This is a genomic window from Glaciecola sp. 33A, from assembly GCF_002836745.1.
Lineage (GTDB): Bacteria > Pseudomonadota > Gammaproteobacteria > Enterobacterales > Alteromonadaceae > Glaciecola.
This window is the reverse complement of the sequence record NZ_PJAR01000044.1, coordinates 520,865-541,900: the sequence shown is the minus strand read 5'-3', so window position 1 is coordinate 541,900 and position 21,036 is coordinate 520,865. Positions and strand designations below refer to the sequence as shown.

Genomic DNA, 21,036 nt, shown 5'->3' with positions numbered 1-21,036 from the left:
AGGGCTAAGATTGTACGCAAATTTTAGAACAAAAATTGTTTTATATTTAGTGAAAAGTGTAAATAGATGTGTCCAATAGGAAGGAGTAATTCTTGAAGGTAGAACAGCCTTAAATTTCGTATTTGAGATGGCGTTTTAGCGATTCAACGTCTCGACATAAGTACGTTGAACAAGCATTGCATCGTTGCTTGCCCGATGACGTTGAACCGTCATTTTACTTAGTATCTCTGCTTTAGTTTTATCCCAAACATCGTATTGAAATTCATTTAAAATCATTTCTAGCGCGCTTAATCGAAAGCCTAGTTCTACTTGGGAACGATCGTATAACTTCATTAACCACGGTGAATCAACAACCCAACCATCGCTATAAGTTTGTTCAGACCCAATAAAATCATTCAGTTCTAAACAAATTTGGATACCTGAAATACCTTTTTTGTCCAATAAACGTTTACTGATACCGTGTATATTTTCTGCTTCAATATTCCAATGAAACCAATCATCAAAAGGTTTGATTAACTGGCAATATCGAAGTCCATCTGAACGCATAACCCCAATTTCAATAGGATAACTGTCAGGCCCAAATCCGCTAGCCTCAATATCAATAATGGTTGGCTTTTTTATGATAAGTCCCCTATTAAATGTGTAATGATAATTTATTAACACAAGGCCAGAATAAGTAATAAATAAGTATTTCTCGACTTTTTAATGGTCGTTATTAAACCTAGGCATTCCCCTCAAATTGACATCAGGCTGTTAATTATACATGTTTAACAGTTGAATATTACCCTATTTTGTGGGAACGTGTTAGTTACATATCGGTACATAAAAGCGGGCTTTAATCACATGCTGTTGCGCTGTCTGTTGCGCTTTCATTTTTACAAATTAACAGCAACAATGCTTAGCAAAAACAATCAACCCTTAAACCAGTTTTAATCGGCGTTGCGATCGAATTTATGAAACAACCAACTACATTCATTAGTATACAAACGCATGATTTTGTCCTTGCTCGCGAATATGCAAAAATTCAAAAAAATGCTGACTCAGACGGCGCAATAGTGACCTTTACAGGGCTAGTAAGAGAGTTTACTGAACGCGGTAACCTGCATTACATGACGCTCGAACATTACCCAGAGATGACGCAAAAGAGCCTGCTGAATATTTGTGAGCAGGCCCGTAAACGTTGGCCTTTAGGTGTAATTAATATTATTCATCGAATTGGCAAATTAACACCTAACGAACAAATTGTGTTCGTCGGAGTAAGCAGCAAACATCGCAAATCGGCCTTTGCAGCAACAGAATATATCATGGATTTTTTGAAGACAAATGCCCCATTTTGGAAGAAAGAAGTTAGTTCGGAAGGTGAGTTTTGGGTTCAAGCAAAATTATCTGATAAACAAAAAGCAGATGATTGGTTAGTTGCCAACTAAATCATTTCTTGAACCTAAATCTACTATATAGTTGCTGAAGATACCCCGCTATTTTATCCTTTTAAAAAATAAAAAAAGCCCTTGTGACTTTACGTTCACAAAGGCTTGTCAAGCTATCGGTTTACTTTACATGTGTTATTTAAAGTGCAGCTTCTAACTGCGGTAGCAGATCAAACAAATCGCCTACCAAGCCATAGTCAGCAACCGAAAAGATTGGAGCCTCTTCATCTTTATTAATAGCTACAATCACTTTACTGTCTTTCATACCCGCTAAATGCTGGATCGCACCCGAGATACCAACAGCAATGTACAACTGTGGAGCAACGATTTTACCCGTTTGCCCAACCTGCATATCATTTGGCACAAAACCAGCATCAACAGCAGCTCTCGACGCACCAATAGCAGCACCCAGTTTGTCAGCGATACCATTAAGTAGTACAAAATTCTCGCCGTTTTGCATACCACGACCACCCGATATAATTACATCTGCTGCGGTTAGCTCCGGACGTGCAGATACGGTTAGTTCAGCCGATACATAGCTTGATTTCTCAGACGTTTTAATTGTGTCCAACAGCTCAACTGATGCACTGCCATCATTAGCCGCAGCATCAAAAGAAGCCGCCCGTACAGTAACTATCTTTTTAATCTCAGTTGATTGCACTGTTGCAATAGCATTACCTGCATAGATAGGGCGAACAAACGTATCTTCGGATTCTACTTTAATAATATCTGATATTTGTGCTACATCTAAAAGAGCAGCAACGCGAGGCATAAAGTTTTTACCTGTTGTTGTTGCTGCTGCAAAAACATGTGAATAATCAGCGGCAACTTCAACGACTAGGTCAGCAATATTTTCTGGTAATTGATGTTCATAAACAGCATTGTCAGCCAAAATTACTTTGCAGACGCCCGAGATTTTCGCTGCTGCCTCAGCAATAGCAGCGCAACCTGAACCTGCAACCAGTACGACAATATCTGACGACACACCAAGCGCGGCATGAACTAATTTGTTGGTTTCTATTTTTAACGATTCGTTATCGTGTTCTGCATAAACTAATACACTCATGCTATCACCTTCGCTTCATTCTTTAATTTATGAACCAACTCAGCTACGTCAGCAACTTTGACCCCGCCAACGCGCTGAGCGGGTGCTTCAACCTTAATCACAGTCACTTTAGATGTCATATCAACATCAAAGTCAGCAACCGGTTTAACGTCAATTGGTTTACGCTTTGCTTTCATGATGTTGGGCAATGATGCATACCTTGGTTCGTTTAAACGCAAATCGGTGGTAACCACCGCTGGCAACTGCAACTTGACCGTCTGCAAACCGCCATCAATTTCGCGAGTAACATTAACAGTGCCATCAGCCACTACCACTTCAGAGGCAAATGTACCTTGCGGCATACCAGTCAGTGCTGCAAGCATTTGGCCAGTTTGATTATTATCAGAATCTATTGCCTGTTTACCGAGGATGACCAAATCAGGCTTTTCAGCCTCAACTACTTTTTGCAACAATTTTGCCACTTGCAGTGAATCAACAACCACGCCGGCGTCGGTTTCAATATGAATGCCGCGGTCTGCACCTAATGCTAAGCCAGTGCGAATTTGTTCTTGGCAAGCCTTGTCGCCAATTGAAACAACAACAACTTCAGTCGCTACGCCCTTTTCTTTTAAACGTATTGCTTCTTCAATCGCAATTTCACAAAAGGGGTTAATCGCCATTTTTACATTATTCAGGTCAACACCTGAGTTATCAGGTTTTACTCGTACCTTCACGTTGTAGTCTACTGCCCGTTTTACCGGTACTAAAATTTTCATAATAACCTCTATTTAGGGCTTTCGATAAATAAATACTATTCGCTTTAATTACAGATGTAAGTAAATATAGCATTCATACCAACTTGTTGGTGCAAAATCTACTTGCACTTTACGTAAACGTCAACCTGTATTCACTATATTATAAATTTAGTTGGTATTTACATTTTACAATGTTTTGACAAGCTGTAAAATTCAATTAATTAATGTTTTACTATAACTGGTATGAGTTGTTTAGGAGACACACGTGGAAAGAGAAGTAATGGAGTTTGATGTTATCGTAGTTGGCGCTGGCCCTTCAGGGCTGTCAACTGCTTGTAAACTCAAGCAATTGGCGAATGAAAAAGGTCAGGAATTAAACGTTTGTGTACTCGAAAAAGGGTCTGAAGTAGGTGCACATATTCTTTCAGGTGCCGTTTTCGAAACTAGGGCACTCGATGAATTGTTTCCAAATTGGGCTGAATTAGGTGCGCCTTTAACCACCAAAGTAACTGAAGACCATATTTATTTACTCAATAGCAAAACAGGTTCTACTAAACTACCTAATTTTATGGCGCCCAAAACCATGCATAATACTGGCAATTATATTGCAAGTATGGCGAACATGTGCCGTTGGATGGCTGAACAAGCTGAACAACTGGGTGTGGAAGTGTTTCCTGGCTTTGCTGCGGCCAATGTTCATTATAATGAAGATGGCAGTGTCGGTGGCGTTATCACCGGAGATATGGGCGTTAACGAGGCTGGAGAGCAAAAAGACAGCTTCATGCCCGGTATGTTGTTAACCGCAAAATACACTGTATTTGCCGAGGGTTGTCATGGACATCTAGGTAAGCAACTTTTGCAACGGTTTGACTTAAATAAAGGTGTTTCGCCCCAGCATTATGCGCTCGGTTTCAAAGAAATTTGGGATATTCCAGCTGAGCAGCATCAAGAAGGGCTAGTCGTGCACACAGCAGGTTGGCCATTAAGTGATACCACCGGTGGAAGCTATTTATATCATGCCGAAAATAATCAAGTGTTTGTTGGCTTGATTGTTGACCTTAATTATTCGAACCCCCATTTGAGTCCTTTTGATGAATTTCAGCGTCTAAAACATCACCCAATTATGGCCGATACACTAAAAGGCGGCAAGCGCGTGACCTATGGCGCAAGAGCGATAGCTAAAGGCGGCTTTCATTCGCTTCCTAAAATGACCTTCCCAGGTGGATTAATAGTCGGTTGCGACGCTGGTACATTGAATTTCGCGAAAATCAAAGGCAATCATACCGCAATGAAGTCGGGCTTAATTGCGGCAGAGACTTTGTTTGAATTACTTTCAGTCGAGTCTGTTAACGTGAAAGACCCTATTGAATATACCGCGGCATTTAAGCAATCTTGGCTATACGACGAATTATATCGCTCGAGAAACTTTGGTGCAGCCATTCATAAATTTGGCAATTACGTGGGCGGTGCATACAACACCTTAGATCAAAACTTTTTTGGTGGCAAACTGCCCTTTACCATTAGCGATTCAAAGGCCGATCATGCTAGTTTGAAACTAGCCGCAGATATGCCGAAAATTGACTACCCAAAACCTGATGGTATGTTAAGTTTTGATAAATTGTCATCGGTATTTTTGTCAAATACAAACCATGAAGAAGACCAACCATGCCACTTAGTGCTAAAAGACCCTAGTATTCCGATTAAGATAAATTTACCAAAATATGATGAACCGGCTCAACGATATTGTCCAGCAGGTGTATACGAGATTATTGAAAGCGCTGCAGGAGACAAACAGCTTCAAATCAATGCTCAAAACTGTATACATTGCAAAACATGCGATATCAAAGACCCAAATCAAAACATTAATTGGATCGTGCCTGAGGGTACCGGCGGTCCAAACTACCCAAATATGTAGTTGTTAATATGTCAGAATTACTTTTTAGTCAGACCTTTGGAGAGGAACATTTAGCTTCCTCTCCCTATCAAGCCAGTGTGGTGCTTATCCATGGCTTATTTGGCAACAGTGATAACCTCTCTGTTATTCGCCGCCAGTTTGAAACCACCCATCATGTTGTTTCAATTGACCTACCTGATCATGGCAAGTCACCTTGGAGCAAGCGCTTTAGTTTCGATGTTTGGGCGCAACAAATTATCCAAACGCTGCAGTCTCTGAATATTGAAAAAGCATTTGTAGTCGCGCATTCATTAGGTGGCAAAATTGCGATGAGAGCAGCAAGTTTAGCGCCCGAACTGATAGAAAAACTGATAATAATGGACATAGCACCCGTCAAATATGAACAACGACATCAAAACGTTATCGATGGCTTAAGTAATGTAGAACTAGGTAATATAGCGGATAGAAAAGAAGCATTGGCGCAGCTGTCTGAGTATATTGAAGCCCCGGGAATACGATCATTTTTGCTCAAAAGCTTGTATCAAGATGTGGAAAAACAGTGGCGATGGCGATTCAATCTGCATTTGCTTAGCCGTGACTATCCGATATTGAGTGATTGGCCTTTTGAAGGAGAATTATTCTGTGGTGACATTACATTTATTAAAGGTAGTAATAGTGACTACATTATTACGGCGTATCAAGCAACCATAATGGCTCAGTTCCCGAATGCAAAAGTGAAAATTGTTGATACTGGACATTGGCTTCATGCTGAGAAGCCTCAACTTGTTAATACGCTGTTAACCCTGATTTTACTTGGCGCACATAACTGACAAAGATACATTATTAATCACTTAAGTGGCTTCAAAAAGCCAGCTTAGTTGTGCTAATATCTGCAACAAACTTACTCATGTCACTTGCGGAATGTGTATGACACCAGAAAACTATCAACAAATTGAGTCCATAGTATTATATGCGAGTTTAATCGGTTTGTTTATACTGCTCGGTTTAGCGATCCATGACGTACTAACTATAAATGATGTACCACTGTTGGGTCGCGTTATTGCTTACGGGGTTTTAGGACTAGGCGCCGCAGGGTTTATCGCTAAAGGCATCATTCAATTAATTTATGACGCTAGCGGAATTTAATGAGCTAGTGCAATCAATAAGACGTTTTAGAGGGTAACAAATGGCTAGTGTTGGTTTATTTTTTGGCAGCGATACGGGTAACACAGAGCATATTGGCAAAATGATCCAAAAAGAATTGGGTAGTAATCTCATTGACGTCAAAGATATTGCTAAAAGCAGTAAAGAAGACATTGCTGGCTTTGATTTATTAATTTTTGGTATTCCTACTTGGTATTACGGAGAAGCTCAATGTGATTGGGATGATTTCTTCCCTGACCTAGATGAGATTAATTTTGAAGACAAGCTTGTCGCTATATTTGGTTGTGGCGATCAAGAAGACTATGCTGAATATTTTCTCGATGCAATGGGTATGATTAGAGACATAGTAGAACCCAAAGGCGCAATTTTAGTAGGACAATGGCCAACTGAAGGTTACGACTTTGAAGCATCAAAAGGAATGGCCGACGATGATCATTTTGTCGGTTTAGGTATTGATGAAGACCGCCAGCCGGAACTAACCGAACAGCGAGTGAAAGCGTGGTGTAAACAACTTAATGAAGAACTGTGTTTGGCTGAATTGAGCTAAGCCACCCTACTTCATATTGTAACAATACAAAAGAGGTGATGAGGATTAGTAAAATTTCTTGTCACGCTTTTTTATGACTTATTTTTATGCCGAGGCGAAACAACTTGGCTTCACTTATTAATATCGACTAATTGAGAAGTAAATTATAACCAAACCAGATTTGGCTAAACCATACCGTGACCGGCAACGTCAGCAAGGTTAGCCCAGTTTGTACGCTTATAAATACAGACAATATTGAAGCGTTGCCACCCAGCTGTTTGGCCAGCGCATAACCAGATGTAGCTGTGGGAACAGCGCCAAAAAGAATAGCAACACACGCTTCCAATGGACCTACGCCAAGAATAGTGCAGCCTATTCCAATGCACAGTGGAAAGCCAACGAGTCTTGTTAATGTAGACAAAACTAATAATCTAGGCGATGATTTCAAAGCTTGCAATCGCAAACTGGCGCCAACTGCAAGCAATACTAATGGTAAAGTGGCGCGAGCTAAAATACCGGTTATATCCGTCAGTAAAATCACGAACTCACCGATATCGGTTAAATTCACGACCACCCCAGCAGCAATAGACAAGATCAGGGGGTTTTTGAATAGTTCTTTGATCAATAAACTAGATAAAGACTTGCCATTTTTGTTGCCATGCAGACTCACCATAGTGATAACCAACACCACGTTCACACAAGGAATTAAAATAGCGGCACCAAGTGTCGCTAAGATCAGGCCTTCTTCACCGTATATGGTGCTAGCTAATGCCAAAGCGATAAAAGAATTAAATCGTATGCTGGCTTGTAATATGGAGGTGCCCGTTGGCCTGTCGACGCGATTCATCAGACTAATAATTAACGCTAGTACCGAGACTGTAAAGAGAGACAAACCGAGTATCAAAGTATAGCTTGGTAAAACAGAACTGCTTAAGTCGGCTTTTGAGATGTTATAGAACAACATGGATGGAAATAAAACCCAGTACACCAGCTTGTCGACGCCGGGCCAAAAATCCTCAGCTGGAAAGCGCTTGGTTTGTAATAATGCACCAAACAATAAGAGTAAAAAAACAGGAAGAATTGATAGAGAAATATTTAACACGTTGGCGCCGCCAAATAAATAAGAGATGAAAATCAGCTAGCGTAATATACAGGATATGTAGCACTAGCGCTTAATTGGCTAGCATAACTTGGTTCCTACCAGCACTTTTGGCAGCATAAAGTGCTTGATCAGCGCGCTCAATAACATTATTTAAAATGTCACCATGCTTTTTAATAGTAACCCCAAAGGATGCTGTAATCGGTGGAATTTTATCGCCTGTTCGCTTATTGTTAAACCTAATCAATGAAAGTTTAACTCTAATATTTTCAGCTATTTGATGTGCTTTTTCGAGACTATAACGTGGGCAGAATAGTGCAAATTCTTCACCGCCAAAGCGCACAGGCACCAGAGGTTCTTTGCATTCTTTACGCAATAATTGGCCAACAAATTTAAGAATTTGGTCACCCAACAGGTGACCATGGGTGTCATTAAATAATTTAAATTTATCGATATCCATGATAATTAATGCAAGCTCATCGCTATCGTCATGTTCTTCAACAAACTGATGGTAGATTGATTCCAATACTCGTCTATTAGACAAGCCAGTTAATGAATCTGTGTTTGCTTCTTTTTTAGTCTGTTCAAGTTCCGCTTTTAACATACTAATTTCAGTTTGAGCTGATACTAATTGCCCTTGAAACTCTTCATTTGCCAGACAGATTGCACTTGCATTTTCATTTAATCGTTCTAATACAGGTTTTATTGCCGTATCAAGGTCATGTGCGCCAAGCATCGTTAAGTTATCCATTAAGGCTTGCGAGTAACCCGTTGTTTCCTTCGCTGTATTATCTAAGGAAACAGATAAATTATCGACGATATGGGAGAAGGCTTTGTGAAACGACTGTAGTTGTTTTTCACTACCTTTATTCAACGGTATTATATGCTGAATAAATAATGCTTCTCCTACATCTGAGGGACATGTTCCGTATCGTTCTATGGTTTGATCTAATTCTTTATTTAATGTTGGAAATGCTTGCGCGTAATAACTGTACCACAACGTATAGTTCAGCGGATTAGGTACAATTTTATACTTGACCATCGTTGGAACAGCTTGACGGAGGTAGTCTGCTGCTTGGTCTGAATTGTCGGAAAAATTCATCTTGGCCCTCGATTATATCGCTGTGTTTTCAAATTCATTGGGTTGGTTACACTTGCATGTTTGGATCTTAATTTTCTATACTAAGAATTTGCATAATTAAAGCAACAAATAACCAACTTTTTTTTGTAAATATATGAGAAGACTAGACTTTAGGCTAAAGTATTGCTAAGTATCGCGACAAGGAAAGCTTGATTAAAATCATTTTGGCCTTTTATTGTTTATCCCTCAATTTATAACAGATAAACTGTCGCCATCACTTACTTAACGATGGTATTTATGCGCTATTTATTTGCAGTAACTCTGCTTTGGGCATTTTCATTTAGCTTAATTGGGGTTTATTTAGCAGGCCAAGTTGATGCGTGGTTTAGCGTCCTGATGCGCATTGCGTTGGCTACGTTGGTTTTTCTGCCATTTTTGAAATTGACACAAACACCAAAGCCCTTAGCTATGAAGCTCATGCTTATAGGTGCCTTACAACTTGGCGTAATGTATGGTTTTTACTATCACTCCTTTTTATATTTGTCTGTGCCTGAAGTCTTATTATTTACAGTAATGACACCTATTTATATCACCCTACTAAACGATGCTATTGAAAGGCATTTTAATCCTCGGTTTTTTCTTGCTGCTATTATTGCCGTCGCTGGTGCGTTAGCTATCCGCTATGAAAGTATTAATAGTGACTTTTTGATCGGCCTATTTTTAGTGCAAGCAGCCAATATTTGCTTTGCCACAGGACAAGTTAGCTACAAACGTTTAATGACTAGCAATGGGCTAGAGCATAAAACTGTATTTGGCTGGTTTTTTATTGGCGCATTAATAGTGGCTATTGTCTGCTTTATTTTATTTGGCAACACCAATAAGTTACCCAGCACATCGACCCAATGGGGAGTCCTCATCTACTTAGGCATCATTGCTTCAGGCTTAGGCTATTTTGGGTGGAATAAAGGCGCAACCCTCGTCAACGTGGGCACGTTAGCAGTAATGAATAATTTACTCATTCCAGCAGGTATTGCTGTTAACGTCCTTATATGGAACAGAGATGCAGACATATTCAGGTTAAGCATTGGCGCAGGGATTATTTTAGCCGCGTTACTAATAAATCAAATCGCGGCTAAATCAAATCGCGACTGAATCAAAAAGCTAAGATTTTAATGAAGTGAACTCGGTTAATGTTCATCAGTGTTGAAATATAGATCTTATTAGTCTTACGTACCAAAGTACTATATTAGCGCCACTACTTTTCGCCTAGAGTGTTAACACAAAATTAACAAGTGAGGCGAGTGTGAAACACTATTTAATTACTATTGGCTTATTTATCTTAATCTGCGGTACAACTAGGGCTGCCTGTAAAGATAACGTCGTATTAGTTCACGGCAATACCGCTTCGCCCGCGAGTTGGAACAATACCCTTAATGAGTTGTATGCGAGAGGCTATGCAAACAACCAAATTTTCGTTCCCAATTGGGGTTCTAAATCCTGTGCTACTTGCAACAATCACAACGGTAGCGAAGAGACACCCGTACGCAACGCAATTGTGGACGCAATCAACCGTTCTTGTACCGGCAAAATTGATATTATTGCTCATTCCATGGGGGTAACACTAGCCGTTCAGCAAATTGACAAACTTGCCGCTGCATCCTATGTGGATACATTTGTCGGTATTGCTGGAGCACTATTAGGACTTCGTAGTTGCGGTATTTACCCTTACAACGTGTGGAATAGTACCTGTGGAAGCTCTGGTCTATCCATCAGCAGTCCATTTCTTGATGGGATCTATGGAGTGCCCTTAGGCGATAAAGTGTATTCAATGAAAAGTGTTATTGACCAAGTAGTTTGCTCCACAGGGACTTGTTATGTTTATGGGATCCACAGCAGCCGTATTTGGAGCGAAGATGCTACGTACACTTACACTTTAGGCCATTTTGGATTGCAAACAGATACTGCCATTGACCAAGTTAATCTAATTCAGTAGACCTGATGCGTCAAATCAGATTGGCGCTGAAACACAAGCGCCCTACATTATTCATGCAAAGTTGGCCGCGCTATCGCCTCAAACCACTGCTGTATTTGATTAAGCATTTTTAGGGTAATCTAATTACCCTATCTTGGTTTCTATGTAATTTGCTAACTCCGTGAATGAGTCCAATGTAACATCTGGCTCGTAATCATGAATATCTTCACCGTGGTTGTAACCATAGGTCATACAGAAAATATGCAGGCCTGCGCTGCGCGCTGCTTTAATATCTGAGCGCGAATCGCCGATCATGAGTCCGCTTTCTGGAGTAAAATTCATCCGCTTTGCGGCATTCAGCAAAGGCATTGGATGTGGTTTTTTTTCGGCGCAGCTATCACCGGAAATAACGAATTCAAAATAATCGTATAAACCTTTATCCTTCAGTAGTGGAATGGCAAAGATTTGCGGCTTATTGGTTACACAAGCGATGCGATAACCTTGTGTTAACATCCATTTTAATCCTTCTACCACTCCATCATAAATGGTAGAACGCAGCGAATTGTTGTGTTTGTAAAGATCCAGAAATATTGGGTACGCCCTATCCATTAATTCTTGAGCGGGCATGCTTTCATCTGAGCCGACCAATGCGCGTTCGACTAAACGCCGAACGCCATTACCAAGCCAATTGCGCACGAGTGCTTCACCACGAACCGGCATGCCAACTTGCCTCATCATTTCATCAACACAGAATGATAAATCGGGCACGCTGTCGATTAGCGTGCCGTCTAAATCAAACAACACGAAATTTGGTTTGATTTTATCCATCGTGGTTCCCTTTGACTTCAGACCAATTGCTTGTTGCTCTATAATAAAGGACATAATGCATTGATACACGAATACTTAGGCATTAACTATAAAAACTCAAATATGTATATAACTAGGACTTTAAACAGCAACTTTTAGCTAAACCTGCTTCTAAGTTTGATGCGCAAGCTAAATCGAGCTTACGACAATGTTTATTATATTTAAGTAATATTTTGAGCGCGTTGCATCCAGAGTTATTAGTCGTTTTACGCTCGCATGTTGCCATTAATGATGTACTCGTACAAACCGAATTGCTGACGATTGAGCATGCCTTGTATGCTAAAGACACAGATATAATAATCGGCAACCTGAGTAAAATGGGTACCCATCAGTTATAAAAAAATAAGCCAACCGTGGTCCATTCGCCCAACAGTAATTGACTTTATTGGTTTGGCTATTTTACCATTTAAATCGATCTCAGAAGTATCGCAACAACAGTATTTTACAGACAATGTGTCTGAAGAGTTAAATACATTGTGAGCACGGGTACCTACTCTCTCACTTGCAGGCAGTACCTCCACATTTGGACTGCACGACAGTGGTAAAAACGCTGCTTCAAATTGCAAAACTTTTAAACCTACAGTATATCCTTCACGGCTCTCTTCAACACATCGATGATGATATTAAAATTAACGTTAGGTTAATAGAAGGTATTACAGGCTTAAACAAATGGAGCAAACAATACGCTGGTGCGCTTGACAGCGTATTTACATTGCAACAATCCGTCGCCAACGATGTGTGCAATGAAATTAATATAATGTTTAATATCGTTTTAGTCACGCCTAAGATCCATCAGATGACCACTAGCCAAGAGGCCTATGATTATTGCATGCAAGGGCGCGATCTGACTCGACGAATTATTGGAGAAGGTGTACTTTTTACGGCAATTAGTTTGTTTGAAAAAGCACTTGCGATAGATAAGCAATTCGCTAAATGTTGGTCGGCATTAGCAAAAGCAAAGGCCTAAATTGCTCCTTTAAACGCAAGTGTAAAGCACCCCGATTTTTTAGGTTTTGCATGCAAAGTTGGTTTAATCAAGGTATGGGAAAAATATGACTGGCCTGAAACGCGAATGAAGGCAAGAAAGCCGCAGCCCATGAATCTTTAGTGCATAAATGTTGTCGAAACTCGACTTGTCCTTCTTGCACGATAAAGCCAGTGGCGAGTTGATATTGTTACTAACGTAATATAGGTTGAATTGTCCAATAACTCAGCGAACGCCATAACCACTCCAATGGTCCAAAGCGAAAGAGTTTCAACCACAAAAACGACAGCAACGCTTGAATAGCAATGACAGCAAATACCATACCTAGTTGTGCAGCACGTCCAACTTCACCAAACATCCCGCCGGCATAACCATAAAAAATAGTCGTTAAAACAACCGAATTCATTATGTAGTTAGTTAATGCCATTTTACCCATAGGTGCCATCCAAGAAAACAGTCGATGACCTGTTGCAGTGAGACATATCAATACAAATATTCCTAAATATCCTGCAGTGACCAAATATTGACTGACATTAAATATCGCATTGGCTGCGAACGTTATCTGGTCAGTATGCGCAGTGACAGGGTGAACAATGATCAACAGTGCTCCAGCACTAAAAAATAAGCCGAAGGGTAACCCAACCCAAGCCATCGTCTTAAACAATAACAAATGTTTACGAGGCTCACGAATGACGCCGCTGACAACAAACCAGTAACCAATTAAAAAAATTGGAAAAAAGACAAACAGACCCGTAATTAACGAAATTGGCATCTGAAAAAGTGCTCTTTTAAAGCGGAATTTGGTCGCTATCCAATAACTATCCTGCGTAAATGCGGCTCGCTCATTCGCGATGTCTTTGTCTTTGAAGTATTGCTCAATAAAGTATTGCTCTGCCTTATGTTCAATTAAATCTGGTTGTTCAAGCGAATCCTCATCAATATCTTTTTCTTTCTCTTCACCCGATTCTAAGGCCTCGGCAAATTCGATTAACGGCGCTGATAGCTCAGTATCCTCTGTTATTATTTTAGCCCGCGCCCGTGCTTCAACATTTTGCTCGTAAATATCCGTGATAACATCCATAGACCGGACGTTGCCAAAATACAAGCTTAGCCCAATGCCAATAAAAATCGGTATAAAGGACATCACTATGCCCATACGTAAAAAGGCTGTGTACCCACTGAAATAGCGCATTAACTTTAAGCGAGTGATATATATCCATGCGAGTAAAATCAGTCCCCCTATTGCATAACTATTAAGAATATCGCCCTCCCATAAAAAGATTAAGTGACAGATACCAAACAAATATAGAAAGCCCATACGCCGAATGAACCAAGCCCCAAAGGGCCTTCCTATATCCTTCGCCCGAAGCAGCATTACTGCAAATCCCATCCCAAATAACAAGGAAAACAGCTTATAGAACTTCCCCTCGACAAACAGTTTTACCGACCAAGAGGCAACCCAGTCTGCACCAGTATGGCTATAATCAAGCGTAATTCCTTCGGAAATCGCACGATTGAACCACTCAATGTTCATCATCAATATGCCAATGAGTGCAAAACCACGCAACATATCAAGTGTATCAATACGTTGACTGACAGAAATTGGGCACAACTCGGGCAATTCGTTATTCTTAAGTTTGTTTGTTTCCTCTTGTTCTGCATGCATAGTATTTTATGGCCTTATTATAAATTTCTATGTGTAATAGCAAACGAACCATTACTTTAAAGCAAGTGATTGAATCTGTCGCCTTTGCAAATTATGCTTTCAAAGATACTTGCTTGCAGACAGATAATAGATCAACACACGGAGCGTTAATTTACGGTTAAAAACGTCATTCTAAAAGCACATTTCCTATTCAAAAAAGACATTGCTAGGCGCCATTAAATGGCCTATGACAACGCACTTGAGGTAACGGTCTATCGATAAAGGTCTCCTTTGATGGAAACAGCCAAGGTGGCTTTGATGTGAGCCAATGATTTCAATGCATTATTGATCTATATCAAGAGTGCGAGTCTTTGTTATGCATATACTCTAATAGTGGAAAGGTCTAGTTAAGTGTGCGGATAAGGGATTAACATGTATCAACCTAAAATCCTTCACGCACTTCCTTGAGAGTGAAATTTTAATCGTTGGAGGAATGTAATATGGTCGCAGCAGCCGAAGTAAATGATTCGTTTTGTTGGTGGCAGGTTTTAGTTATTGTTGGTACGCTGATTTTATTATGCCTATCGCCCTATTTGGTATTTATCGGAACACTTATTCTTGCTTAAATAGCTAAGCAATACGCTTCAATTATCTAAACGCCTTGCAGCGTCAAGTCGACAAGCAAATAAATGACAATCAGTTGCGACAACTGTGCAATCTGGCCATACAAGAATGACTAGATTGTTTTATCCATGCAGATCCGAAACCGTTTTATGCGTTCATTAATCCCTCGCCTAGTTTGCAAAAGACAAAGTGAGAGCATATTTATGGATGAAAAAAATATATCCTTTAATGTGCCACTTGTATTTGACCTTTACATTGTTAATTTGGGTTAAACAACTGCCCGTGGGGCGCAGGTCATTGCAACTCTAGCTAATTAGGCTAACTGATCAACAATATTATATGTATAGATGGAGTCGAGCTTGGTCGCCGCAAATTTATTACTTAAACCAACAGCGGATAATCCTGATAAAACCATTAATTTGGCTTGCTCGATTGGCGAACTCATATGATATAAGGCTGCATTTTTACGCGCATTAAGTTGAATATTGCGGGTACGCGGCAAGCGTATATTTTGGTAGGTTTGCAACGCCGATTGTATGTTGGTGTCACCCGCCAAACAATGCGCCAAAGCATAGCTGTCCTCAATGGCCATCGCCGCGCCTTGGGCTAAAAATGGCAGCATGGGATGACATGCATCACCCAGAAGTGTCACGTTTCGGTCTGACCATTGCTTAAGCGGTTTTCTGTCAAACAAAGCCCACAAAAAACAATGCTCGGTTGCGCTTAATAATTCGGTTACTTCTGGATGCCAATCAGCAAAGGTCTGACGCAGTTGACTGATATCGCCGGGTTCATTCCACGATTCTTTTTGCCAATCAGTACGTTCCTGCACAGCAACAAAGTTGACTAATTCGCCGCCGCGTAGAAAATAGCTCACAACATGTTTGCCCGGTCCTACCCATAGATTCGCATTGGGTTTAATTAATTCTTTTGGAAGTTTGTTGGCTTCGACCACTCCGCGCCAGGCAACTTGTCCAGTAAATTCAGCTGCAGTTTGACCTAACATACAAGCTTGGACATTGGATTTAATCCCGTCCGCACCAATTAACAGGTCGGCATTGACACTTTCATTGTTATCTAATTGGATTGTTAGTCTTTTTGGCGTTTGTTGGTAACTTTGAATAGCGTGACCTAAGTGGATATTTACACTCATATTTATGCAGGCACGGTGCAAAATAGCATGTAAATCAGCGCGGTGAATATGCAGGTAGTTAGCACCGTATTTTTGTGTCGCACTATCACCCAAAGGAACAGTGAAGTAAGGTTTGCCAGTTCGATAATGTCGCATCACTGCGGAATCTGGACAAAAAGCCTTAGTTTTCACTTCGTCAGCTATGCCAAAATTTTCTAATACATGCATGGCATTAGGGCTTAATTGCAAACCAGCCCCTACTTCGCCAAGCTGCCTACTTTTTTCGTAAACAACCACCTCAAATTTACGTTTAGCCAATGCTAACGCCGCGCATAAACCACCAATACCTGCGCCAGCTATAACAATTTTTTTACTCAAAACAACTATCCTGCGATCTAGAAACGTTACCCCGATAGTAATATGGTTGCTGGCAGTTTGGCTAGTGCGTTATGCCCATTCAAATTGATTAATCAATTCAGTTGATTGAGACAGATCAAATTTAGATGACAAAATTACAAGTAAAGCGTCTTCACTGGCTTGAAAATGCCGCTGCAATAAATTGATAGATTAGTGCTCTCAAGGAAATTGATCTTGCAGCGTATCGATAAAAAAGCCCTATGAAAATAGGGCTTTGACTAAGATTTATTGTTACAACTAAGAGGTTGGAACATCAATACGGACCATTGGCATTAATTTATCCATCTCCAAAGAGTGCAATACCTGTAGTTACTTCAGTTATATTACTCCCAATAGTGATATTCATTGCCCTCGTTAGATTCATCACCACAGTTAGATTCATCACTATAGTTATATTCATCACCCTCGTTGGATTCATCGCCAAAGTTGGATTCATTGCTATCGTTTGATTCATCACCACAGCTTGACCCTTCACTTCCATCATGTTCGTCAGCGTTATCGTTTTGCTGCTCTACCGGCCAGCAACCCGCTTCACCAAATGTGCTACCTGCGCCCATTGTAATAGCCCCGTTGGTTGCAAACATACCACCACAATCTGGACCGATACCATGTATTGTTGTATTTGCGCCAGCGGTGATGTAAGTGCCTGCTAAAAGCGTCCCTCTGACAATTGAATTCGCGCCGATAGTTGTGTAGGTACCAGAGTTAAAAATAATAGTGCTGCCCAGTGCTACGTCAACTAACTCTATTTTCATCTTTGCACCAAAACTTATATAGGTATCAACATTAATAACCCAATGTTCAGGCTGCTCAGTCGGCGAGCCTCTGAACGTCAGCGTTATGTCCGCTGTCGTTGTTAAACCTGTTGCATGATAGACCCCTGGTTCAAAATCTCTGTCCGCATCGATGGTTGTCGCGAGTTCATTGTTGGTAGGCACCAGCATGTCAGCAAACTTCTGCTGCTTCTGAATCAGTTGCTCTCTCTTACTAGCTAGCGGGGCCTCAACATGGTTAATAAAATCCCCAGGGTAACTTTGTATTTCATTGCCTTCGACTATTGCATTATCACCTAGCGAGATAACAGTTCCGTATTGCGCATCACCTTTCACTGTAGAGTATCCACCAAGAACGACGGAACCATGGACCGCCTGAACGTTGCCCGCAGATTCATAGTTGCCTACTTCTGCGTGGGCGCCAAGCGTTACCGAGGTTGTGGCCGTAACATTGCCACCAACCTTTGCTGCAGCACCTAGTTTTACGTCACCACCGGACGTAAGTTCACCTGAGACCTCTGACTCTGCGCCAATAAATACTGCGGCTCTAGCTGCTAGATTTCCAAAAACCGTCGCATTCGCGCCCAAGGTAGCGGCGTCACCTGCCCTAACATCGAAAGTTACCACACCAGCTCTTTCGATCGTCACAGCGGCTCCGGCCAGAACGCTGCCATTAACTACTGCTGAGTCTCCAAGGGTTATTGCACTGACTGACTGAACATCACCAAAGACGCTTGAGTCAGCACCCATAGTCACAGCTGCGCCTGAATAAACGATAGGTATATATTTAGAATTTTCATATTCACTTTCTTCATCATAGTCAGCGAAGGCACCGCTGGTCATCGACATTGAGATACAAAATATACCTAATGTGCTAGAACGAATAAATCTGTTCTTCTTCATAGTAAAGTGTTGCATTAAAAACTCCCCAGTGCTGTCATTATCTTTCTCCAGTTAAGGCGTTCATGTCATACATAGCGTTTTTTACTATTTATGCACCTAACTGCCTGTCGACACATAAAGCACTAAGATGAATCATTGCAAAACCTTCACTGTGATACATAGGTATCTCGATCTATATAAAGTTAAATGGAATCGAATCTAGCTTTTTAGATGATTGTCGTGGGCACATTTCTGGAACCATTGCGCAGCATGCTGCTCAAGCTTGGCAAGCCGGTGAGATTGCGTTATTTGACACTTACGACATCGAGAAATTACTGAATGGACAGCACGATAAAAAGACACGTAAGATACCCAGTCCTCTTCTATCTGCGTCTGAATATAAAGTAGAGCAACTAGATCTCATCTGTGGCAATTGCCTTTGGTTTATAAGCAAGGTTCTTTGACATACAAGATGCCATTGAATCCAGCCACAAACGTGAGTCACTGAATGCTCAACCTCAAGCTGAGAGCCATTTATACTTTGCATTTACCAGTGGATAAGAATGTACAGATTTTCAAAGGCCTTAGCCTGACCAAGCTTATGAACAACTAACTATTAATAGGAACACAGTTGATACAATAGGGGGTTTTGTAGTGCACTTTTTATCGATGAATTTGTTTAACTCTCCCAACGTCGCCACTATCTAATCTGACTTTAATTCCATGCGGATGATTTGGTGAGTTGGTAAGGACTTTTTCAACCGTACCCTCAGTTAAATCACCCGACCGTTGATCTTGTTTCAATACGATAGAAACTTTCGTACCAATCTTAATATTTACTCGTTTTGTGCCTTCCATCGTCACTTCCTAGTCTTATATTTAGATACACATAATTCGTAACTACACGAGAATAAACTACATGCTTGATAACTATCAACACGAATTCACTTAATTCGATTAATCTGTCATCAGGAAATGCTGATCTATTTATAAGTAGGGTTTAATCCCACCAAAATAAAGGTAATTGTTGATGTTTAATACACATACTTTTTTACACGAGTCTTGTGATGGGTCATTAAGCAATGAAGAAGAAGGTGTACAAGCTGAAGACGTTGCTCATTTAGGTTAAACGGATTTTAAATTCCCCCGATTCAAAGCGAGATCGCGAGCGAATAGCATAGAATATTTGACTGACGTTAGCTAAGCTTTGGGTTATGCTTATAGAAATTGCTGTTAGAGGAATAAATGATGAAAAAAAGCTTAGGAATTATTGCGGTCTCGGGCTTATTAATAGTCTTAAGTGGTTGCGCCCCAGAAGTCGGTAGCAAAGAATGGTGTGATAATTTGGACGAAAAACCAAAAGGAGATTGGTCAACCAACGAAGCGACTGATTATGCGAAACATTGCTTATTTAAAAGTAAAGATAAAGAATAATTTTATCGCCAAAAAAATCCATTGCTAATATACAGAACTAGCTACATGACAGGATGAATTATGAAATATATTGTTTTAGCCGTCGTTATTGGAATAGCCATATTCTATTTCACTAGAAATTCAAATAATAAAAAACTAGCTGTTGAAAACATTGAGCTAGGCAACGCTTTCTTGGCAAAGAACAAAACTAATGAAGATGTGCTAGAGACAGATTCTGGCTTGCAATATCAAGTATTACAAAAAGGCGATGGCGGTACTCACCCAAATGCCACGACAACTGTAAAAGTGCATTACCACGGCTTATTGCTGGACGGCACTGTCTTTGATAGCTCGGTAGACCGAGGTGAACCGATCAGTTTCCCGCTAAATCGAGTGATAGCGGGTTGGACCGAAGGCGTTCAACTGATGGTTGTGGGTGATAAATTTAAATTTTTTATCCCACCTAGGTTGGGATATGGCAATTCAGCTACTGGAAAAATAACGCCAGGTTCGTTACTTATCTTTGAAGTCGAACTTTTGGAAATTAAATAGTGACGTAGGTGCCAGTCAGTCAAACATGCGCAAGTTGCACTGAATTGCTAGCAAATATAGTAAACTTAACGTTTAAATGACTGAACTTCATCGTCGCTTAAATAACGCCATTGGCCCACCGCTACATCGAGATAAATATCTCCAATTTTTTCTCGATGTAGCGAAACCACGCGATTACCAACTGAGGCGAACATGCGTTTTACTTGATGAAACTTACCTTCCGTGATGGTCAACAGCACTTCTGTTAAGGAAATATTTTCCAAACGAGCGGGTAATGTTAATTCTTTCTCGCCTTGTAATTGCACCCCTTTTTCAAACGCGGAGGCAACATCAGCTTTTAACTCCTTGGACAAATTCACACGATAAACTTTAGGACACTGATTAGCTGGCGCTGTAAGAGAATACGACCAGCGCCCATCATCAGTAATCAAAATCAATCCAGTTGTATCCGCATCCAAACGCCCCGCAATATGAAGCTCTGTGATCTTTTCAACATGTAAATAATTGAAGATTGAGGGATACACTTCATCAATATTTGAGCAAATTGTATTTGCTGGTTTGTGCATGAGAATATAGCGAAATTGTCGACTCTTCAGTACCATACCGTTCAGCGTTATCGTATTATTTTCATGAACCTGAGTAGCCTCATCCGTTGTTACTTTATCATTCACGACAACCTCACCAGCGTTAATACATCGGATTGCGTGGCTTTTGCTTAGTTGTGTACTTTTACAAACAAATTTATCGAGACGCATTGTAGGGAATATTAAGATAGTTGGGCAC

The 21,036-nt window shown here is 40.5% G+C and carries 23 protein-coding genes; 12 read left to right on the top strand and 11 right to left on the bottom strand.

The window, feature by feature from the left end:
• Positions 1 to 135 precede the first annotated feature (135 nt).
• Positions 136 to 663, bottom strand: a complete 528-nt coding sequence (locus tag CXF81_RS18505; protein ID WP_232771994.1) for a hypothetical protein — start codon at positions 661 to 663, stop codon at positions 136 to 138.
• A gap of 290 nt (positions 664 to 953) precedes the next feature.
• On the opposite strand from CXF81_RS18505, the gene moaE reads away from it, so the two are divergent.
• On the top strand, positions 954 to 1,427 hold the full coding sequence (gene moaE / locus CXF81_RS18500) for a molybdopterin synthase catalytic subunit MoaE (RefSeq protein WP_101182880.1): 474 nt from the start codon (positions 954 to 956) through the stop codon (positions 1,425 to 1,427).
• A 139-nt stretch (positions 1,428 to 1,566) separates the two neighbouring features.
• Here the strand turns inward: moaE and CXF81_RS18495 are convergent, their stop codons facing one another.
• Positions 1,567 to 2,493 (bottom strand): electron transfer flavoprotein subunit alpha/FixB family protein, encoded by a 927-nt coding sequence (locus CXF81_RS18495; protein ID WP_101182879.1) that lies wholly within the window; start codon positions 2,491 to 2,493, stop codon positions 1,567 to 1,569.
• Positions 2,490 to 3,248 carry an electron transfer flavoprotein subunit beta/FixA family protein gene (locus CXF81_RS18490; protein ID WP_101182878.1) on the bottom strand — a complete coding sequence of 253 codons (759 nt, stop codon included), beginning with the start codon at positions 3,246 to 3,248 and terminating at the stop codon, positions 2,490 to 2,492. Before CXF81_RS18490 ends, CXF81_RS18495 begins: the two co-directional genes overlap by 4 nt.
• Positions 3,249 to 3,492: 244 nt before the next feature.
• Here CXF81_RS18490 and CXF81_RS18485 point away from each other — a divergent pair, with 244 nt between their 5' ends.
• The 4 genes from CXF81_RS18485 to fldA all read left to right on the top strand — a co-directional run bounded on the left by CXF81_RS18485 (position 3,493) and on the right by fldA (position 6,832).
• Positions 3,493 to 5,142: an electron transfer flavoprotein-ubiquinone oxidoreductase gene (locus tag CXF81_RS18485; protein WP_101182877.1), complete on the top strand. Its 1,650-nt coding sequence runs from the start codon at positions 3,493 to 3,495 to the stop codon at positions 5,140 to 5,142.
• An 8-nt stretch (positions 5,143 to 5,150) separates the two neighbouring features.
• A complete protein-coding gene (locus CXF81_RS18480) occupies positions 5,151 to 5,951 on the top strand; it encodes an alpha/beta fold hydrolase (RefSeq protein WP_232771993.1) in 801 nt (266 codons plus the stop codon).
• 97 nt (positions 5,952 to 6,048) lie between these two features.
• Entirely contained in the window at positions 6,049 to 6,267 is a 219-nt protein-coding gene (locus CXF81_RS18475; protein WP_101182876.1) for a DUF2788 domain-containing protein, read from the top strand.
• A 40-nt stretch (positions 6,268 to 6,307) separates the two neighbouring features.
• Positions 6,308 to 6,832, top strand: coding sequence for a flavodoxin FldA (gene fldA / locus CXF81_RS18470; protein WP_101182875.1), 525 nt, complete (start codon positions 6,308 to 6,310; stop codon positions 6,830 to 6,832).
• A gap of 127 nt (positions 6,833 to 6,959) precedes the next feature.
• Here the strand turns inward: fldA and CXF81_RS18465 are convergent, their stop codons facing one another.
• Entirely contained in the window at positions 6,960 to 7,913 is a 954-nt protein-coding gene (locus tag CXF81_RS18465) for an AEC family transporter (RefSeq protein ID WP_101182874.1), read from the bottom strand.
• 70 nt (positions 7,914 to 7,983) lie between these two features.
• Positions 7,984 to 9,012, bottom strand: coding sequence for a GGDEF domain-containing protein (locus tag CXF81_RS18460; RefSeq protein WP_101182873.1), 1,029 nt, complete (start codon positions 9,010 to 9,012; stop codon positions 7,984 to 7,986).
• Positions 9,013 to 9,288: 276 nt separating this feature from the next.
• Between CXF81_RS18460 and CXF81_RS18455 the strand changes: the two genes are divergently transcribed.
• Both CXF81_RS18455 and CXF81_RS18450 read left to right on the top strand, forming a co-directional pair.
• On the top strand, positions 9,289 to 10,143 hold the full coding sequence (locus CXF81_RS18455; protein ID WP_198556430.1) for a carboxylate/amino acid/amine transporter: 855 nt from the start codon (positions 9,289 to 9,291) through the stop codon (positions 10,141 to 10,143).
• Between the two features lie 151 nt (positions 10,144 to 10,294).
• A complete protein-coding gene (locus CXF81_RS18450) occupies positions 10,295 to 10,984 on the top strand; it encodes a lipase (protein WP_101182871.1) in 690 nt (229 codons plus the stop codon).
• Between the two features lie 123 nt (positions 10,985 to 11,107).
• Here the strand turns inward: CXF81_RS18450 and CXF81_RS18445 are convergent, their stop codons facing one another.
• A complete protein-coding gene (locus tag CXF81_RS18445) occupies positions 11,108 to 11,791 on the bottom strand; it encodes a phosphoglycolate phosphatase (RefSeq protein WP_101182870.1) in 684 nt (227 codons plus the stop codon).
• A 212-nt stretch (positions 11,792 to 12,003) separates the two neighbouring features.
• Between CXF81_RS18445 and CXF81_RS19965 the strand changes: the two genes are divergently transcribed.
• Positions 12,004 to 12,168, top strand: coding sequence for a hypothetical protein (locus CXF81_RS19965; RefSeq protein ID WP_157825587.1), 165 nt, complete (start codon positions 12,004 to 12,006; stop codon positions 12,166 to 12,168).
• A 200-nt stretch (positions 12,169 to 12,368) separates the two neighbouring features.
• Positions 12,369 to 12,797, top strand: a complete 429-nt coding sequence (locus tag CXF81_RS18440; RefSeq protein WP_101182869.1) for a hypothetical protein — start codon at positions 12,369 to 12,371, stop codon at positions 12,795 to 12,797.
• A 211-nt stretch (positions 12,798 to 13,008) separates the two neighbouring features.
• On the opposite strand, the gene CXF81_RS18435 is transcribed toward CXF81_RS18440, so the two are convergent.
• Complete coding sequence (locus tag CXF81_RS18435; protein ID WP_101182868.1) at positions 13,009 to 14,481, bottom strand: DUF418 domain-containing protein; 1,473 nt, start codon at positions 14,479 to 14,481, stop codon at positions 13,009 to 13,011.
• 479 nt (positions 14,482 to 14,960) lie between these two features.
• On the opposite strand from CXF81_RS18435, the gene CXF81_RS20535 reads away from it, so the two are divergent.
• Complete coding sequence (locus CXF81_RS20535) at positions 14,961 to 15,086, top strand: hypothetical protein (RefSeq protein WP_255409473.1); 126 nt, start codon at positions 14,961 to 14,963, stop codon at positions 15,084 to 15,086.
• A gap of 311 nt (positions 15,087 to 15,397) precedes the next feature.
• Here the strand turns inward: CXF81_RS20535 and CXF81_RS18430 are convergent, their stop codons facing one another.
• The 3 genes from CXF81_RS18430 to CXF81_RS18420 form a co-directional block, all read right to left on the bottom strand.
• On the bottom strand, positions 15,398 to 16,594 hold the full coding sequence (locus CXF81_RS18430) for an FAD-dependent monooxygenase (protein ID WP_101182867.1): 1,197 nt from the start codon (positions 16,592 to 16,594) through the stop codon (positions 15,398 to 15,400).
• A 362-nt stretch (positions 16,595 to 16,956) separates the two neighbouring features.
• Positions 16,957 to 18,324: a polymer-forming cytoskeletal protein gene (locus CXF81_RS18425; RefSeq protein ID WP_101182866.1), complete on the bottom strand. Its 1,368-nt coding sequence runs from the start codon at positions 18,322 to 18,324 to the stop codon at positions 16,957 to 16,959.
• A 627-nt stretch (positions 18,325 to 18,951) separates the two neighbouring features.
• Positions 18,952 to 19,146 (bottom strand): YwbE family protein, encoded by a 195-nt coding sequence (locus CXF81_RS18420; protein WP_101182865.1) that lies wholly within the window; start codon positions 19,144 to 19,146, stop codon positions 18,952 to 18,954.
• Positions 19,147 to 19,533: 387 nt separating this feature from the next.
• Here CXF81_RS18420 and CXF81_RS18415 point away from each other — a divergent pair, with 387 nt between their 5' ends.
• Positions 19,534 to 19,722 (top strand): DUF3012 domain-containing protein, encoded by a 189-nt coding sequence (locus CXF81_RS18415; RefSeq protein WP_101182864.1) that lies wholly within the window; start codon positions 19,534 to 19,536, stop codon positions 19,720 to 19,722.
• 60 nt (positions 19,723 to 19,782) lie between these two features.
• Positions 19,783 to 20,253 carry an FKBP-type peptidyl-prolyl cis-trans isomerase gene (locus CXF81_RS18410; RefSeq protein WP_101182863.1) on the top strand — a complete coding sequence of 157 codons (471 nt, stop codon included), beginning with the start codon at positions 19,783 to 19,785 and terminating at the stop codon, positions 20,251 to 20,253.
• Between the two features lie 65 nt (positions 20,254 to 20,318).
• Here the strand turns inward: CXF81_RS18410 and CXF81_RS18405 are convergent, their stop codons facing one another.
• Complete coding sequence (locus CXF81_RS18405; RefSeq protein WP_101182862.1) at positions 20,319 to 21,008, bottom strand: pseudouridine synthase; 690 nt, start codon at positions 21,006 to 21,008, stop codon at positions 20,319 to 20,321.
• Positions 21,009 to 21,036 lie beyond the last annotated feature (28 nt).